The organism is Streptomyces sp. NPDC086554 (genome assembly GCF_040686095.1).
Taxonomy (GTDB): domain Bacteria; phylum Actinomycetota; class Actinomycetes; order Streptomycetales; family Streptomycetaceae; genus Streptomyces.
Window position 1 is genome coordinate 1 of the sequence record NZ_JBFBJK010000038.1, and the last position, 15,433, is coordinate 15,433.

General features: G+C 68.1%; 17 protein-coding genes and 5 pseudogenes. 14 read left to right on the plus strand and 8 right to left on the minus strand.

All coding sequences use genetic code 11. From position 1 onward, the window contains the following. Positions 1 to 158 precede the first annotated feature (158 nt). Both AB0O76_RS39765 and AB0O76_RS39770 read left to right on the plus strand, forming a co-directional pair. Positions 159 to 1,151 (plus strand): immunity 49 family protein, encoded by a 993-nt coding sequence (locus AB0O76_RS39765; protein ID WP_365501871.1) that lies wholly within the window; start codon positions 159 to 161, stop codon positions 1,149 to 1,151. 118 nt (positions 1,152 to 1,269) lie between these two features. Further along, on the plus strand, positions 1,270 to 1,593 hold the full coding sequence (locus tag AB0O76_RS39770; protein ID WP_365501873.1) for a hypothetical protein: 324 nt from the start codon (positions 1,270 to 1,272) through the stop codon (positions 1,591 to 1,593). Positions 1,594 to 1,770: 177 nt separating this feature from the next. Here AB0O76_RS39770 and AB0O76_RS39775 read toward each other — a convergent pair. Further along, a pseudogene (locus tag AB0O76_RS39775) lies at positions 1,771 to 2,978 on the minus strand (IS701 family transposase). 262 nt (positions 2,979 to 3,240) lie between these two features. Here AB0O76_RS39775 and AB0O76_RS39780 point away from each other — a divergent pair. After that, a pseudogene (locus AB0O76_RS39780) lies at positions 3,241 to 4,005 on the plus strand (helix-turn-helix domain-containing protein); the annotation flags it as partial. Here the strand turns inward: AB0O76_RS39780 and AB0O76_RS39785 are convergent. Together AB0O76_RS39785 and AB0O76_RS39790 are read right to left on the minus strand one after the other, a co-directional pair. Then, positions 3,921 to 4,148: a hypothetical protein gene (locus AB0O76_RS39785; protein ID WP_365501992.1), complete on the minus strand. Its 228-nt coding sequence runs from the start codon at positions 4,146 to 4,148 to the stop codon at positions 3,921 to 3,923. The pseudogene AB0O76_RS39780 and the gene AB0O76_RS39785 sit on opposite strands and share 85 nt — an antisense overlap. A gap of 244 nt (positions 4,149 to 4,392) precedes the next feature. Further along, entirely contained in the window at positions 4,393 to 5,082 is a 690-nt protein-coding gene (locus AB0O76_RS39790) for a TetR/AcrR family transcriptional regulator (RefSeq protein WP_365501875.1), read from the minus strand. On the opposite strand from AB0O76_RS39790, the gene AB0O76_RS39795 reads away from it, so the two are divergent. From AB0O76_RS39795 to AB0O76_RS39840, 10 genes and pseudogenes are all read left to right on the plus strand, one after another. Then, positions 5,081 to 5,599, plus strand: a complete 519-nt coding sequence (locus AB0O76_RS39795) for a cupin domain-containing protein (RefSeq protein ID WP_365501877.1) — start codon at positions 5,081 to 5,083, stop codon at positions 5,597 to 5,599. The two genes, AB0O76_RS39790 and AB0O76_RS39795, sit on opposite strands and share 2 nt — an antisense overlap. Positions 5,600 to 7,116: 1,517 nt before the next feature. Then, the gene (locus tag AB0O76_RS39800) at positions 7,117 to 7,407 is read left to right on the plus strand and encodes a hypothetical protein (protein WP_365501879.1); all 291 of its coding nucleotides are present in this window, start codon (positions 7,117 to 7,119) and stop codon (positions 7,405 to 7,407) included. Positions 7,408 to 7,687: 280 nt separating this feature from the next. Then, positions 7,688 to 8,097 (plus strand): annotated as a pseudogene (locus tag AB0O76_RS39805) (DUF932 domain-containing protein). Between the two features lie 130 nt (positions 8,098 to 8,227). Next, on the plus strand, positions 8,228 to 8,503 hold the full coding sequence (locus tag AB0O76_RS39810; protein ID WP_365501881.1) for a hypothetical protein: 276 nt from the start codon (positions 8,228 to 8,230) through the stop codon (positions 8,501 to 8,503). Next, complete coding sequence (locus AB0O76_RS39815; protein ID WP_365501883.1) at positions 8,487 to 8,960, plus strand: hypothetical protein; 474 nt, start codon at positions 8,487 to 8,489, stop codon at positions 8,958 to 8,960. The genes AB0O76_RS39810 and AB0O76_RS39815 overlap by 17 nt, the downstream gene beginning before the upstream one ends. A gap of 1,138 nt (positions 8,961 to 10,098) precedes the next feature. After that, positions 10,099 to 10,665 carry a hypothetical protein gene (locus AB0O76_RS39820; protein WP_365501885.1) on the plus strand — a complete coding sequence of 189 codons (567 nt, stop codon included), beginning with the start codon at positions 10,099 to 10,101 and terminating at the stop codon, positions 10,663 to 10,665. Further along, complete coding sequence (locus AB0O76_RS39825) at positions 10,662 to 11,042, plus strand: VOC family protein (protein ID WP_365501887.1); 381 nt, start codon at positions 10,662 to 10,664, stop codon at positions 11,040 to 11,042. Before AB0O76_RS39820 ends, AB0O76_RS39825 begins: the two co-directional genes overlap by 4 nt. A gap of 546 nt (positions 11,043 to 11,588) precedes the next feature. Next, the gene (locus tag AB0O76_RS39830; protein ID WP_365501889.1) at positions 11,589 to 11,864 is read left to right on the plus strand and encodes a hypothetical protein; all 276 of its coding nucleotides are present in this window, start codon (positions 11,589 to 11,591) and stop codon (positions 11,862 to 11,864) included. Between the two features lie 181 nt (positions 11,865 to 12,045). Further along, positions 12,046 to 12,453: a YciI family protein gene (locus AB0O76_RS39835; RefSeq protein WP_365501891.1), complete on the plus strand. Its 408-nt coding sequence runs from the start codon at positions 12,046 to 12,048 to the stop codon at positions 12,451 to 12,453. Positions 12,454 to 12,470: 17 nt separating this feature from the next. Then, positions 12,471 to 13,610 carry a DUF6596 domain-containing protein gene (locus AB0O76_RS39840; RefSeq protein ID WP_365501893.1) on the plus strand — a complete coding sequence of 380 codons (1,140 nt, stop codon included), beginning with the start codon at positions 12,471 to 12,473 and terminating at the stop codon, positions 13,608 to 13,610. A 45-nt stretch (positions 13,611 to 13,655) separates the two neighbouring features. Here the strand turns inward: AB0O76_RS39840 and AB0O76_RS39845 are convergent. The 3 genes and pseudogenes from AB0O76_RS39845 to AB0O76_RS39855 form a co-directional block, all read right to left on the minus strand. Continuing rightward, positions 13,656 to 13,871: pseudogene (locus AB0O76_RS39845) on the minus strand (cupin domain-containing protein); the annotation flags it as partial. Positions 13,872 to 13,991: 120 nt separating this feature from the next. Continuing rightward, positions 13,992 to 14,384: an SDR family NAD(P)-dependent oxidoreductase gene (locus AB0O76_RS39850; protein ID WP_365501895.1), complete on the minus strand. Its 393-nt coding sequence runs from the start codon at positions 14,382 to 14,384 to the stop codon at positions 13,992 to 13,994. Then, entirely contained in the window at positions 14,345 to 14,686 is a 342-nt protein-coding gene (locus tag AB0O76_RS39855; RefSeq protein ID WP_365501897.1) for an SDR family NAD(P)-dependent oxidoreductase, read from the minus strand. The genes AB0O76_RS39850 and AB0O76_RS39855 overlap by 40 nt, the downstream gene beginning before the upstream one ends. Here AB0O76_RS39855 and AB0O76_RS39860 point away from each other — a divergent pair. After that, a pseudogene (locus AB0O76_RS39860) lies at positions 14,654 to 14,761 on the plus strand (transcriptional regulator); the annotation flags it as partial. The gene AB0O76_RS39855 and the pseudogene AB0O76_RS39860 sit on opposite strands and share 33 nt — an antisense overlap. 16 nt (positions 14,762 to 14,777) lie before the next feature. Here AB0O76_RS39860 and AB0O76_RS39865 read toward each other — a convergent pair. Both AB0O76_RS39865 and AB0O76_RS39870 read right to left on the minus strand, forming a co-directional pair. Next, complete coding sequence (locus tag AB0O76_RS39865; RefSeq protein WP_365501899.1) at positions 14,778 to 15,155, minus strand: toxin Doc; 378 nt, start codon at positions 15,153 to 15,155, stop codon at positions 14,778 to 14,780. After that, positions 15,155 to 15,394 carry a hypothetical protein gene (locus AB0O76_RS39870; RefSeq protein ID WP_365501901.1) on the minus strand — a complete coding sequence of 80 codons (240 nt, stop codon included), beginning with the start codon at positions 15,392 to 15,394 and terminating at the stop codon, positions 15,155 to 15,157. Before AB0O76_RS39870 ends, AB0O76_RS39865 begins: the two co-directional genes overlap by 1 nt. Positions 15,395 to 15,433: the final 39 nt, after the last annotated feature.

Sequence of the window (15,433 nt, forward strand, 5' to 3'; positions counted from 1 at the left end):
CCCAGGCACAGCCGTGGATTTGGGGCCGTCCGCCCCCTCCCACCCGCACACGCAGGCGTCGCTACATGTACATCCTTTGAGGAACGCAGCACTAGTGCTGTCAGTGCTCGTTGATAACGTGCTTGTCCAGTCGTGGAGTTCATGAAGGGACGGGGCACGTGCAAGATGTGACATGCCATCAGGTCGGCGAGCAGCGGTTGGCCGAGGCGCTCGACGACATCGACGGGCGGGCCTACACGCGGTGGCACTCGCTGCGGTACGGCAGCATCTCGCCGACGCTGATCCGGGCCATGGCGGACGAACTGCTCGACCATGTCGCCGCGCGAACGGTGACGGAGCCGGGGCTCGACGCCGCGGCCGGCACGGTCGCCGTCACCGCCGCGGAGTGTGTGCACGGAGTGCTGAGCATCATGTGCTTCCCGGACGGGGACCAAGAACTCCGGTTCCCCCTCGTCGGGGAGCGGATCAGCACGGACCCGGACGACGACGAGTTCGGGGACGGGCCCATCACCTTCCGGGACGTCGTCAGGGAGGCGCCCACCGCGCGGACCTGGCTCGACATGTTCGAGATATGTGTCGTCAGCGGGCATGTGTGGGACTGGGAGGGGGTCACCGGGCTGCTGCTGCGCGGCGACTACGCGCCCGCCATCCGTGACGGCGTGCCCTACAACCGGTACACCTCCGTCTCCGACCCCGCCGACCTCGCCGCCATGGACGCCCTGTGCCCCTATCTCACCGAGGCGGCCGGGCATCTGCCCCGCGACTGGCCGACGGTTCCGCTGCGCAAGCCCGACGCCGGGGAGCGCGCGGAGGCCGCCCGGCGGCTCGACGAGGTCGGCGACGCGCTGAGCGCGGACCAGCAGCTGCTCCGCGTACTCCTCGACGACGACCAGCACGCCTTCGAGGACGCCCTCGTCGCCCGGCTGGTCGCGTACCGGGAGAGCGTCGAGGCCGATGCCGGTGATCCCGCGCCCCGGTCCCTCCTCCCCCTCGGCACCCTCGCCCTGGCCTGCCTCGCCGTCCAGGTCCATGGGTGGGAACTCGGTGTCCGGTCCGGGTATCTGCCGTACGGTCTGCTGGGATCGCCGGACGCGACGCGCCGGGCGGCGGAGGGGAACCGGAACAACTTGGGCTACTGGGCCGCCAAGTAGGCCACCCGGGGGGGCGGGGCATGGGTGTAACGGGCGTGACGGGTGTGATCTTGCGGGAGTACCGCGCCGACAGACGCGCGCGGCTGAAGGTGCTCGCGCTCATCGCGCTGATGCTGGCGTGCGGGGTGCTCGAGGTGTCATCAACGACCTGCCGGGCTGGGTCGCGGCGATCCTGATAGGAGTTCTGACCATCGTCGACGGCGTGTGGGCCCTGTCCCTGTGGTGCGCCCGCACGGTGGTGCGGGCGCGCGGGATCGCCGTGGTCGGGGTGGTGCGGGCGCGGAAGTGGGCCTGGCCCGACAGCCAGGACATCGTCGTGGAGACGGACTCGTCCCCACCGAGGCAGCGCGTACGTCTGTGCGATAGCCAAGGACGGAAGACCACCCTGCCCCACGTCGGCGAACGCCATCTGCCGGATCTCCACGCCCTGCGACCCCGGTAGCCCCGCCGACGCCGAGCCTCAGTCCGTGTCTTTCGCGATGATCCGAAAGACACGGCCTAGTAGGACTTTGTTAGGTGGTGTCGTAGGGCTGCCAGGGTGCGGGTTGGTGGCAGGTCGGGCAGTTTCCTGACCAGGTGGCGAGCAGTTGCTGGAGTCCGGCGAGGGCCTGGTAGAGGGTCAGGCCCCGGCGGGGGCTTTTGGGTCGGTGTGCCGTTCGGTGAGGAACAGGTGGGCGGCGGTTACCAGGGTGACGTGGCGGTGCGAGCCGTCCCAGGAACGGCCCTCGAAGTGGTCGAGTCCAAGGGCGGTCTTCAACTCGCGGTAGTCGTGCTCGATGCGCCAGCGTGTCTTGGCGAGCCGGACCAGGACGCGGGGCGGGAGGTCGGCGGGCAGGTTGGAGAGCCAGTACCTGACCGGCTCGTCGGCGTCGTTGGGCCATTGGGCGATCAGCCAACGCAGGCCGATGGCGCCGTCGGCGGCGGGCTTGGGGCGACGCCCGGCCGGGCGGACGTGCAGGAACACGAACCGGGCCCGCATCCGGCCTCTCGAGCCCCGCCGCCAGGTGATGGTGATGGCCTGTTTGCGGCCCGCGGCCAGCACGTGTACGCGCAGGCTGAGCGGACGGGTCCGGTAGCGGGGCAGCGGGCGTGGCCCCAGCTCGCCATAGGGCAGGGTGACCGGTTCGATGTCCGCTTGGAAGGCCGTCAACTCGCCCTTGACCTGCAGCACATAGGCCACGGACCGCTCTTCCAGACCGGCACGGAAGGACGCATTGTTGCCATAGGCAGCATCGGCGGCCACCACCGCGGGCCGCACCCCGAGCCCGGCCAGCTCATCGAACATCTCCAACGCCAGCTGCCACTTGGGCGGTGATGCACGTCAGGCGGAATGCGGCAGTGCCGACGCCGGTCGGCCGCCGCGAGCCCGTCCCAGCGTTCCGGCGCGAACAACCGCCAGGCCAGCGGGCAGGACGCGGTATCGGTGGCCGCGTGCACGCTCACCGCCACCTGGCAGTTGGCGGTCTTGCCCAGCGGCGGACAGTACTGCGCGGCCACCGCAGGCGAGTGGTCACCGTCCTTGGGAAAGCCGGTGTCGTCCACCACCCACACCTCCGGCCGCAGCACGGCCAGCGCCCGCTGGGCCAGCCGCTGCCGCACCGCAGCAACCGGCCAGGTCGACGACGTGACGAACTGCTGCAGCCCCTGATGATCCACACCAAGCCGGCGGGCCATCGGCTGCATCGACTCACGCCGCCGATCCAGCAGCAGCCCCCGCAGATACAGGCCGGCCTTGGCCCGCTGGTCCGACCGCACCAACGGCGCGAACACCTCTGCCGTGAACTCCTCCAGCCGGTCACGACACCCGGCGAGCTCCTCCGGAGTCATACCCCAAGCCAACTACCAGAGCCGAACCATGACCAGCCACCTAACAAAGTCCTACTAGTGCGTTGACCGCGATGGTCGGCCGGGTTGGGGTGTGACGATCTCGGTTTCCGGTCAGGTGCAGGACCTGCCACTTCGTCGTGGAAGGAGTCCTGTGATGGCTAGGCTGGTACGGGCCCGTCGGCTGACGGACGAGGAGGGCCCCACCCTGCTGCGGATCGTGCGACGGGGGCGGCGCGGCACGATCAAGGTCCGTAGGGCGATGATGGTCCTCGCGTCGTCCTCGGGCAATACCAACGAGGCGATCGCCGCGCTGGTCGCGGCCGATCCGGACACCGTCCGCGATGTGATCCACGCGTTCAACGACCGCGGCCTGGGCACATTGGAGCCGCGGTGGTCCGGCGGCCGACCGCGGCGGATCACCGAGGCCGACGAGGCGTACGTCGTCGAGGTCGCCAAGATGCGACCCAGGAAGCTTGGCCTGCCCTTCACCCACTGGAGCCTGCGCAAGCTGGCCGACTACCTGCGCCTTCAGCCCGACCGCCCGGTGGCCATCCACCGGGAGCGGCTGCGGGTACTGCTGCACCGCCACCACCTCTCCTTCCAGCGCACCCGCACCTGGAAGGAGACAAAAGATCCGGACGCCGACGCAAAGCTGGACCGCATCGAGGAGGTGACCCGCCGGTTCCCCGACCGGTGCTTTCGCCTTCGACCAGTTCGGGCCGCTGTCCATCCGCCCCTGCCACGGCGTGTGCTGGGCGAGACACAAACACCCCAACCGGCTACGCGCCAGCTACCACCGCGCCCACGGCATCAGCTACTTCCACGGCTGCTACAGCCTCGGAGACGACACCCTGTGGGGTGCCGTCCGAGATCGAAAGGGCGCCGACACACCCTGACGGCGCTGAAGAGCATCCGCGCCGCCCGCCCGGACGGCGCCCCGATCTACGTGATCCTCGACAACTGGTCCGGCAACCGCACCGCCAAGATCCGCTGCTGGGCCGCGAAGCACAAGGTGAACCTGTGCTTCACCCCGACCGACGCGTCCTGGGCCAACCCGATCGAGCCGCACTTCGGGCCACTGCGCAGCTTCGTCGTCGGCAACAACGACCCCCGGGCCAGCCAGCCCTGGCCCGCCAGATCCACGCCTACCTGCGCTGGCGTAACACCCACCGGCGCGACCCTGACCTGCTACAAGCCCAACGCCGCGAACGCGCCCGCATCCGCGGCGAGAAGGGCGTCCGCTGGGGCCGCCCCGTCCCAAGGCTGCATGATCAACCAAGCCTGTCGGCCATCGCGGTCAACGCACGAGCCGGCCTCTCGCTCAACCGACCGGCCTCGTGCTCGCCTCCCTCACAGTCACATGCCGCCTTGGACCGTCCGGGCTGCGAGTACGTGTTCATCTCCGAGTGCTGATTCAGTTTTCTGCGCTGACCGCCTCGACCAGCGCGACCATGGCCTCGACCGCCTCACTGTCTTCGAGTCCTTGTTCCCGGCACAGAGAGTGCCATGTGGTGAAGGCCGCCGCGTGTCCGATCGCTGCGCGCCGGATCCGATCGTTGTCCTCCGCTGACGCACCCACCAGAACCTCGACGTACCGCCGGTTCGTTTCCTCCCACGCCTGCCGGATCGGCTCCGGGACGGCGTGCTGGTCTCGGACGCCCAGCGTCAGCATCTGCTCGCCGCCGCGGTAGAAGCGGTAGAGGTCGGTAAGCCCGATCCGCACCCGCTCGTCGGGATCCTCCTCAGCGGCCCATTCCTCCGGCCGGGGCAGCGTCTGCTGCGACAGCCAGTGTCCGGAGCACGCCGCGAACAGCGCCGGCTCATCGGGGAAATGCCGGTAGACGGTCAGCCGGGTCACTCCTGCACGCTCGGCGATCGCCGCGATGCTGGTCGCCGCGGGGCCGGTGGTGCCGTGCAGGTACACGGCGGCTTCGACGATGCGCTGCCGGGTGCGACCGACGTCCTCGGCGCGCTTGCGCATCTCGTAGCCCCGTGATTTGGCTGAACGATGCTGTTCACTCAACTTGACGCCTCGTGATCCGGGATGGACACTTTTAGCAGAACACCAGTGTATCTCGAAATCGATCAGAGGAGTGATCGCCATGACCGAGGAACTGGTCCCTCCGCTCACGGTCGTCCGCCCCGGCGAGGGCGCCGAGGGCTTCCTTGGTTCCATCGGGGTGGTCTTCAAGCTCTGGGGTGCCGATACCAACGGCGCCTTGTCGGTCGTCGAGCACCCGTTCCCGGTCGGCGCGCTGGTGCCGCCGCACCTGCACACCCGCGAGGATGAGTACTCGATCGTCACCGAAGGCGAGATCGGCTTCCGCTCCGGCGACCGCGAAGCCGTGCTGGGCCCCGGCGGCTACATCACCAAGCCGCGCGGCGAGCTGCACGCCATGTGGAACGCCGGCTCGGTCCCTGCCCGCATGATCGAGATCATCAGCCCGGCCGGCTTCGAGAACTGCTTCCGCGAGGTGGCCGAGATGCTCGCCGACGGCCCGCCGCCGTCCGCGGACGCGATTCCGGCACTCGTGGCCAAGTACGGGCTCGAATTCGGCCAGCCGGAGTGGCTGCCGGACGTCATCTCGCGGTTCGGGCTGACGCCGCCGCCGGGAGCGTAAACCCACAACCGCTGACCAGCCAGAACACCACCGCCTAGAGAAACGCCCTCCAGGCCGCCGCACCCATGCCCGCCCAGGTCAGACCCCTGATTCGGCACTCCAGGCCGCTGAATTACGCGGATCGCGGGCTTCACCAAAGCCGACTGTCTGACCCACAGTTGCCTACTGCCGCGGCGCACGATCTGCTGCAGCTTCCGCCCCTCCTGGTCGGTCAGTCTGCGCACACGAACAGGCTCAGCCACCGCGCCTCCAGCGGTCGGATCGAACGTCACCGCACATCCAACGCCACGACCACCAACCCAGCGAACCTATGCGGTCACAGCACTAGCGGACGGGCCACCGCCCGTACACGAGCCCCTGCCTGCCGATGCGCGGGTAGGGACTTTCCCTTGTCTGTGAAGGAGGCGCAATACGCCATGTACATAAAGGGAGTCCCGCTGAGCGACTTCCGTGAACTGACCGCCGACGTCTTGAGCAGCTGCGTCCGGCCGGCATGGACCGTACGCCTGTTGGCACGCGTTCCGAGACGTCCTGTTCGCGCTCTTCTGCGCGCACCCGACGGCCAGCGTTCGGACCCGTTGCGCGATGTATCGAGGCATCCACGGGTTCGAGGAGAACTTCCAGATCACGGAGTACGAGAGAATCTCGGGTCTGAACTGCACCCCAGGTACATCCGAGACCTATGCGTCATGGCGCGCTGCGGCGACCCGAGGGAGATCTGGGAGACCCCTGCGTTGTCGCAAGCGGACGACGTGGTCACGCGTATGTACAGCGAGCTCGAGATGGCTGAAGACGCCTTCCCCGAAGTGGACTTCACCGGACCGGTCAGCCTGTGGGGCGCGCCCGATCTCGCCTACAGCTATGAGCGCTGAGCTCGCTCTGAACGCCCCGCCCGTCCGCTTTCCCCACCGCCCGGGCGGGCGGGGTCGCACCCTGCCGCGATGATCGCGGCACGTCTGCCTTTCTGATCGCCTGGGCGCTCCGGTGGCCCTCCCCAGGCCGGGGTACCCAGGTCTTCCTCCCTGGGAGACAGGGGCGAACACCATGAGTTCATCCGCACTTCCTGCGATCACGCATGTGTGGTCCAGCTTTGGCCACCACTTCTACAGCGAGGGTGGCTGCGACGGTCACCCCGATGGATCGTCGTGCGAACGGTGCATGACGTGTGGCGCTGTCTACGAACTGCGGCGGCGTCCCGACGGTCCGGGTGGCGGCGACTACGTGGCGGCCAACGGTGACGACCCCGCCGAATGCAGCGGCGACACCTCTATGGGCCACGGAGAAGAGCGTTGCCAGGCCGACAACGGCCGGCCGTGCAACGCCGGGACGGAACCGTGCCCCCATGAGACGCACGTCTGCAACTGCCTTCTCTGCACCAACTGAAGGCGACGTGCGGCAGCGGCTGTGAGCTGCCGCACGACCGGTTGATCACACGTGGGGTGGACGGCGGCTCGCTCCGGCCCGTCCGCAGCCCGCCCCACGCCCCGCATGTCATAGACCCTGAAGGGAGATACGCGATGTCCAAGGAATCTCTTGAGTGGCTGAACGCGACTCTGGAGTGGCTGAACGCGAACACGCTGATCGGATTCACCGACAAGCGCGGCACCGCGTGGCACTACCGGGCTGACCTGCAGAGCACCGAGACCAACCACTACCCGGGCGCGATCCCGGTGGACGACGCCAAGTGGCGCCTCTTCGGATGGGACGCCGTGGCCAGCCCGGTGTACGTGGAGAGTCCCGTCACCGGCGGATTGATCCACGTACCGGAGCGCGCCAGGCCTTCGTTCGGAGCGACACCGGACATGTGATGGGGATCTTCAGCGATGGATATCAGGCACATCCCTACGAGGAGTGGGAGGAGTGGCTGATCGACACCATCGCGCAGCTCCTGGACGCGGACCTGGCGATCGGTTCGGCCGGGCTGCTGCGGCAAGGTGCGGTCACCTGGGTCTCGGTCGAGGTCCCGGAGAACGTCGTCACACCCGAAGGGGTGGAATTTAGGCCACACTTGTTCGGAGCGACGAGTTTTGACGCTCGCTCGCGACGACCTTTAAGCGGGCCGTCACGAACGTGGTGTGTGACAACACCATGAGCGCAGGACTCGCCGAGTCCGGCCAGCAGCTCAAGATCCGCTACTCCCGCTACTCTCAACTGCGGCTCGGCGAAGCCCGGGAGGCGCTGAACATCGTCTACGAGATCGCGGAATCGACGCGCACGCCCGGCTGCCAGAAGGACCAGGCCGTTCCCGCACGCTCGCCGAGCACAAGCGCGAGAGCCTCGAGCGGTTGTGGCGGAACGACACACGGGTCGCCCCCTGGCAGCACACGGCCTACGGGGTGCTGCAGGCGGTCGACACCTTCACGCATCACGAACAGACTGTCCGCGGTGCCGTCCGCGCGGAACGCAACATGCTCCGAGCTGTCACCGGCGGTGTCGACGATCTCGACCTCGGCACGCTGCGGACGCCGGACACCGTGCTTGCAGGCGCATCGGTTTGAGCCGCTGCGGCGGGCAGGGGCGCCGGTGGCCGAGCAAGGTTGGGTCACCGGCACCCCGGTGATCGCCTCAGATCCCATCTCCGCTCCGAAGTACGGGAGACCACCCGTAAGCCTGGAGGTGGGATCGGTCGTGAGCATTGATCTGCGCAAGGCAGCAGAGACTGCCAGGGAGCTGCTCGCCGCGCTCGAGGAACTCGGCGGGGCGACGCCAGACGAAACTCCGACTCGAGCAGGACGACGTGAGCGTGCCGACGTCACGCGGAAGCTGCTTTACCTCTCCCACCTGGGCAACCGAGCCTCTGTCGAGATCATGGACACGTATCACGCGTTCAAGTTGCGCGAGGACCGGGCGGGCGAGTGGAGGGCGGCCACCGGAAACGAGCGCTCCGGTGAACCAGGAGACTGAAGCGCTGCTGCTCGATGTCGTATCTCGGCTCGAGCGGGCGATCCAGGATCGCGACTGCCCGGCGGTCGCCGCGCTCCAAGGAGAGCGCACCCTCGTGCTGTTCGACTACGACTACTTGCGCGACGAGGAGACCGCGGCGGCATTCGAGGAACGAGCCGCCGTCCAGGGGCGGGAGCTTCGCACCGTCCGATGGGTATTCGCTGTCCCCCAGGTGGTGGTTCTGGCTGATGAAGGCTTGGCCGCGAGGGCGGCGTCAAACCTTCCGCAGCGTGCAGGCGAGCGCGAGGCCATCATGTGGATGAGCTGCGACCTTCGCGACGGTGTGGACTACGGCTTGGTGCCCTACCGTCGCCAGCCCGATGGAGAGCCAGTCTTTGGCGCACCGGAAGTGTTCACAGCCCCCGTAAGACCCGGCGAGAGGGTGCCCGGCATGGGATTGCTGCGCAGTCTTGGGTAGGGCCGCGTCGTGCGTCCCCGCGATCGGCTGTGACGTGCGGGAGGCGGCCCCTTGTGCCAGGAGGGCCTTTCAATCCACGGAGCAAGATCTCTGCGAAGAGAAGGAAACAGGGCGACGCCCGACGAGATCAGGGCGTGAACTGCACGCCCCGGAGTGTGAGATGACGCATTCGAGGTCGCGTCGCTCTGTAGCTCTTCTCGACCATGACGCATGGCCACATGGGGCCACATTTTCGGGAGCCATGTTCACCCGTATAGGTGAACCCAGGCCCCGAAAGGGGAACTTCTTGGGCTTTGATCAGTTCACACTGTGTCTTGGCGGGTCTTGGCGGTTCGTCAAAGTCCTACTACGGCATCGAGCTCCCGAAGGGTCATCAGAACTGCAAGAAGAGGTGCGAGTGCAGTGCCATGAAGGCCTCATGGTGCTGCCCCTATAACTGAGAACGCCAGCGGGAGGCGCAACCTGCTGGTTGCTCCTCCCACTGGCTACTGTGTGATCTACCTCCTTGGGCGGCGGATTGCGGCCTGGAACGTCCGCAATGCAGCGCTGGACAGGGTGGCAAGGGTTTGCCGGATGCGAGGGCATTGCTGCGCGATGGCCAGTGCGACGCAGGTCAGCTGAACCGTTAGTTGAGTCGCGCTATCGAGGCCGACGAAGTCGGCTAGCGGGACCGAGACTTGGAGGACAGTGCTGGCGATGTCGACGAAGCCGTTGCAGCTCTCTGAGGGCTGGTCGCGCTCAAGATCGCCGCGAGGTGGGATGTCTTGTGAGGGCATCGTGAGCCTTGCGGTAGGGAGGCGGCGCCCGGGGTCCTTGCCCGCCAAAGCTGGTGCCCCGGGCGTCACTCTCGGTTGAGATGAACATCTGGGGAACCGTTTTGTCTTTACGCGGGTAACGGCCCACGTCCTCAGGTGCACCCAATGAGGGGGAGTCTCAGCAAAGGGCTGGACCTCACAGGGTTCTGCGGGTATAGCAACTGCGACACTGAGGTGCTGGCAGGTTCTGGACTGGATCGCCGAGTACGTGATCGTCCCGTACGGGCCCGCGGCCGGAGAGCCGCTGGTACTCACTGACGAGCAGGCACTGTTCGTCCTTCAGCTCTACGCTCTTGACTCGCACTTCGACGGGCCGGCGATCCGTGGGCACACTCTGGTCAAATGGCTGGCGCATCAGCCGTGCCGTGCTCTCCCGGCCGAAAGGCCGGGGCAAGTCGCCATTCTTGGCTGCGGTGTGTCTCGCCGAGGCTCTCGGCCCGGTGGTGCCTGACGACTGGGACGCCGACGGTGAGCCGGTCGGCCGCGAGTGGACCTGCCTTGGCTTCAAGGCGAAGGTGCGGAGCATGCTGGACGCGTACGCCATCGAGCCGATGGAGCCCTTCGTCAACGTCCCTGATGGACGAGTGGAGTTCACCACATCGGCCGCCTCCTCTGGCGAAGGCTTCCGGCCAGTCTTCGGCGTCTTCGATCAGACGGAGTCATGGCTGCCGAGTAAGGGGTGTTCACGGGTGCGGTTGGCAAGCCATTACTCCGCACTCGTGAAGGTCGTTTCCCGGCCGGATGGTGATCGTTGCCCGGTTTCAGCGGTTCAAGCGTGTTCGGTCGACTCGGGCCTCTCGCACTGCGCAAGATGGCGGCGCCGGCCGGGGGTTGAGGTTCTGCCCAATCGGCGTTCTGGTGGCGAAGGCTTGCCCAGGCTGCTGAGATGACGATGGTCAAGCAGGTTTCGCTGGGTGTGGTCGATGACGTGAGGGCGGGCGAGTTCTGGCGTCAGGCCCTGGGGCATGTGCGGCGGCCTCCGCGCTGCGAAGGCGATGACTGGATCGTCCTGGAGCCTCCCCAGGGTGTGCCTGGTGTCGCGATTGCGATGGATGTGAGCGAGAGCCCTGCGGAGGAATTTCCCCGTATTCACTTCGATCTCGACGCCGGTGAGCGCGATCTCGACGAGGAAGTCGGCCGTCTGGTGGCGCTTGGCGCCCAGCGTGTCGATGGGCAGCACTACCCGGAGAACCCGGCTCGACCGTACGTCGTACTGGCCGACCCGGAGGGTAACCAGTTCTGTGTCGAAGGCCGACGGGCCGACTGATCCAGGGGGGTGTGGTCCCGCCGTTCGAAGCGTGCATGACCCTGTAAGCGGGAGCGGGCAACGTTTGTCGTCGGTTTCGGGCAGCACTTAGCGATCACAGTGCTCGGAAATGTCGATGAGAATCAGCAACGCGGCCGTGATGTTGCGGGCACCTGCTGCTACGGCTGGCGCTGGTCTGCTTCCGGCCTGAGCAGGACTGTCGCCGTTCGCGTGGTCCTCCCCACCGAACGCCTCCCGCTGCAGCGGCGGAGTGAGGACGCGGCATCAGGGTCCCAATCCGGACCGATGCTGACGCCACTAGGTCCGCGGTCGGTCCGGCATCGGAGTTTCACGGACCGGGCCGAATCCAGCGGGACTGCCCCAGACCGCTTCGACGCAGTGATCGCGTGCGTGGACGTGCGGTCGACCGACTGGATCGACTACGTTCCCTGGGGCGTACTTCTGGGGCCAGCTGGACTCCTCGCCTTCCTTGTCCACAGTCCTGCAGCGGGCGGTTACCCGACGTTGCTCCACGGGATCCTGTCGCCAGCTCTCCGCCGCGCCGGCTTGATCCAACTCGACCAGGACACTCCGGACGCACTTCAGACCCGCTTCGATCTGTTGCTGTTCATCCGCCCGCTTCCCACGGTGAGCCACATCGCGGTCCAGCCGGTGACCGCGGAAGTGTGGGCCCGCTACGGCGGGCTGCGCTCCGAGCAGCTCCAGGCCCGGATGCTGGCGGACGGCGACGAGCCGGACGTCACAAAGGTCAGGCAGTTCTGCGAGCGGGCTCGCGAGCTGTTCCGAGCGATCACCGACGGCAGCGTCGAACACCGCAGCTGATCACTGGTGCCGGGCCGGCGCCACGGCCCAGCGGGCGAGCATGCGGGAGGAAGCACTGGCTCGGTCGTTCGAGTGAGTGTCAAAAAGGATTTCGGGCGGCGATGTCGAGAACCGCCGACCGGCTCCGTCCCTGCTATGAACGCGACCACAATGGGTCGCACCCGTACCAAGGAGAACCGCCATGGCCAAGTACCTGCTGCTCAAGCACTACCGAGGCGCCCCGGCCGCGGTCAACGACGTGCCCATGGACCAGTGGACGCCGGAGGAGATCTCGGCCCACGTGCAGTACATGCAGGACTTCGCGGACCGGCTCGAGAAGACCGGCGAGTACGTCGACAGTCAGGCGCTGTCCGCCGAGGGGACGTTCGTCCGGTACGACGGTGAGGGCCGCCCGCCGGTCACCGACGGCCCGTTCGCCGAGACCAAGGACCTCATCGCCGGCTGGATGGTGATCGACGTCGACAGTTACGAGCGGGCCGTCGAGCTGGCCGGGGAGCTGTCGGCCGCCCCCGGCGCGGGCGGGAAGCCGATCCACGAGTGGCTGGAGCTGCGCCCGTTCTACGGCGTGCAGCCCACCATCACGGAGTGACCTCTCAGGTGACTCAGATGAACGAGGCCCTGCTGAGGAGCCTGACGCCGAGCGTGCTCGGAATCCTCGTCCGCCGCGGAGCCGACTTCGCGGCGGCCGAGGACGCCGTACAGGACGCGCTGATCGAGGCCCTTCGCGTCTGGCCGTCCGACCAGCCGCGCGACCCGAAGGGCTGGCTGGTCACCGTGGCCTGGCGCAAGTTCCTCGACACGACCCGCGCGGACACCGCCCGTCGCCGACGCGAGGACCGGGTGGAAGAGGAACCGGCGCCCGGCCTCGCGCCCTCGGTGGACGACACGCTCCAGCTCTACTTCCTGTGCGCCCACCCGTCGCTGACGCCGTCGTCCGCGGTCGCGCTCACGTTGCGCGCCGTCGGCGGACTCACCACCCGCCAGATCGCCCAGGCCTATCTGGTGCCGGAGGCGACCATGGCGCAGCGCATCAGCCGGGCCAAGCGCACCGTCTCCGGCGTGCGCTTCGAGCAGCCCGGCGACGTCGCCACCGTCCTGCGCGTCCTGTACCTGGTCTTCAACGAGGGCTACTCCGGCGACGTCGACCTCGCCGCCGAGGCCATCCGGCTCACCCGGCAGCTCGCGGCCGCGATCGACCACCCCGAGGTGGCGGGGCTGCTCGCCCTCATGCTGCTGCACCACGCCCGGCGCGCCGCCCGTACCGCGCCCGACGGCAGCCTGGTGCCGCTCGCCGAGCAGGACCGGGGCCGGTGGGACACGAAAATGATCGCCGAGGGCGTCGAGATCCTGCAGGCGGCCCTTGCCCGCGACCGCCTCGGCGAGTTCCAGGCCCAGGCCGCCATCGCGGCACTCCACGCCGACGCGCCGACCGCCGAGGAGACCGACTGGGTACAGATCGTCGAGTGGTACGACGAGCTCGCGGGCCTCACCGACAGCCCGGTCGTCCTGCTCAACCGCGCCGTGGCCCTCGGCGAGGCAGATGGACCGCGCGCCGGTCTGACGGCGCTCGCGAAGCTGGACGACTCGCTGCCCCGCCACACCGCGGTGGCGGCGTACTTCCACGAGCGCGACGGCGACCTCGCGACGGCGGCACGGCTGTACGCCGAGGCGGCCCACAAGGCCCCCAACCTCGCCGAGCGCGACCACCTGACCCGGCAGGCCGCCCGGCTCAACGCCCGCCGCTGACGCTGACGCCGGGACCGGGCGCCGGGACGGAGCTTCGCGGGCTTCCTCCAGCCACGTGGTCTCCGGGCGGTCGTCGCCGGTGCCCTCCCACAGGGCCAGGTGCTGCATGAAGCGGTCGGGCGTGGCGCCGGAGGAGAAGCGCACCATGTTCGTGCGCATGCGCGAGGGCTCTTGCCCAGCGCAGATGACGTCGAACCAGACGTCGTCGGTGAACCAGTCCGCCGGAGCCTTCACGGTCGGCTGCTGCTTGAAAAGTTCCACGGGGTGTTCCTTGTGGTTGGGGTGTTGGGGTCTTGGCGGGCTCTAGGGACAGGGCGCGTCGGCGTGGGCGAGGTCCGCGCCCAGGGTGCGGCAGCGGCGGCTGCTCCAAGGCGGCGACCTTCAGCAGGGCGTCGGCGAGCTCGGCGGGTCGCCGACCTGCTGCCCGTTCATGGACTGCCAGGCGGCCTTGGTGGCGGCGGTGCGCTCGGCGTAGTCGATGGACAGTTCCGCCCACGTGGTGGAAGCGTCCACCAGCAGCTCGGTGCGGAAGTAGCCCGGTTCCACGATCGTCGTGCGGACTCCGAACGGCTCGACGTCGAAGCGCAGGGACTCCATCCAGCCTTCGAGGCCGAACTTCGCGGCGGCGTACGCGACGCAGAATTCCTGGCCCACGAGCCCGGCGATGGAGGACAGGGTGATGACATGGCCGTCGCGCTGGGCGCGCATGACGGGCAGGATGGCGCGGGTGACGTTCATCGGGCCGAACAGGCTCGTCTCGATCTGCCGGCGCATCTGGGCGTCGGAGATTCCTCGAAGCAGCCCGCGTGGAAGTTCGCGGCGTTGTTGACCAGGACGTCGATCCGGCCGAACGCCTCCACGGCCTGCTGCGCGACGTGGCGGGCCTGGTCGAGGTCAGTGATGTCGAGCGCGGCGACGAGCAGGTTGTCGTGGTCGCCGCCGAGCGCGTCGAGGACCTGGTCGGGCTTGCGGCCGGTGGCCACGACCCGGTGACCGGCGTCCAGCGCCTGACGCGCGATGTCGGTGCCGAGGCCGCGGCCGGCACCCTGAGCGTGGGCACGAAGAAGCTCCGCCACCCCCTGGTCGGCGAGCTGACCCTGGACTGGGACATGCTGACCGCGAGCACCGACCCCGACCAGCAGCTGGTCGTGGCGGCGGACCAGGAGGTCAGACCTTCCAGGACCTGATCTGGTCGGCGACGGCGTAGACGCTGATGCGGCTCTCGCGGATCTTGCGTACGAGATCGGAGAGCGCACCGTAGGGCGGGTCGATGCCCTCGCCGGACTGGTCCATGTACTGGGCCGCCACGAAGGCGGCGTACAGACTGTTGCGGTAGGGCAGCGGCTCAAGGCGCACGATGGTGTGCAGCAGTGCGGCGGCGCGCCAGGCGGCGTCCGGGTCGGCGGATTCGAGGGTCGGCAGCTTCGTCTTGTGCCGGGCCACCGCGGCAACCAGCGTGGAGTAGTCCGACACGGTCATGTCCTCGGGCGCGACGGCGAACTCCTGGACGTCCAAGAGCCAGGCGACGTCTATGTACAGAACCATCAGGCGGCCGTGGACCCCTCATCGCGCTCGGAGGGCGGAATTTCCTGGGGGCGGTCCTCGTCGAACTCGGACCGCAGTTTCTCGGCCCATTCGGAGGCGCCGACGATGAACTGCTTGCGCTCCGCTTCACGGACACCGAGGTCGTGCACGTACTGCTTGAGACTCTTGCCCGCGGCCGCCGCGGCCGCGCGGACTCCCTCGAACTCCTTGTCCGTGAAGGACACGTTCAGCGATGGCATACCACCAAGGTACCAACCAGGTACCTGAGGTGTCCGGCT

What these genes read in the sequence shown, in the direction of transcription:
- AB0O76_RS39800 (WP_365501879.1), top strand. Translation starts at nt 7,117, where the DNA reads ATGTCCAAGGAATCTCTTGAGTGGCTGAACGCGACTCTGGAGTGGCTG.
- AB0O76_RS39850 (WP_365501895.1), bottom strand. Translation starts at nt 14,384, where the DNA reads ATGCGCCGGCAGATCGAGACGAGCCTGTTCGGCCCGATGAACGTCACC.
- AB0O76_RS39870 (WP_365501901.1), bottom strand. Translation starts at nt 15,394, where the DNA reads ATGCCATCGCTGAACGTGTCCTTCACGGACAAGGAGTTCGAGGGAGTC.
- AB0O76_RS39795 (WP_365501877.1), top strand. Translation starts at nt 5,081, where the DNA reads ATGACCGAGGAACTGGTCCCTCCGCTCACGGTCGTCCGCCCCGGCGAG.
- AB0O76_RS39840 (WP_365501893.1), top strand. Translation starts at nt 12,471, where the DNA reads ATGAACGAGGCCCTGCTGAGGAGCCTGACGCCGAGCGTGCTCGGAATC.
- AB0O76_RS39835 (WP_365501891.1), top strand. Translation starts at nt 12,046, where the DNA reads ATGGCCAAGTACCTGCTGCTCAAGCACTACCGAGGCGCCCCGGCCGCG.
- AB0O76_RS39825 (WP_365501887.1), top strand. Translation starts at nt 10,662, where the DNA reads ATGACGATGGTCAAGCAGGTTTCGCTGGGTGTGGTCGATGACGTGAGG.
- AB0O76_RS39865 (WP_365501899.1), bottom strand. Translation starts at nt 15,155, where the DNA reads ATGGTTCTGTACATAGACGTCGCCTGGCTCTTGGACGTCCAGGAGTTC.
- AB0O76_RS39790 (WP_365501875.1), bottom strand. Translation starts at nt 5,082, where the DNA reads ATGGCGATCACTCCTCTGATCGATTTCGAGATACACTGGTGTTCTGCT.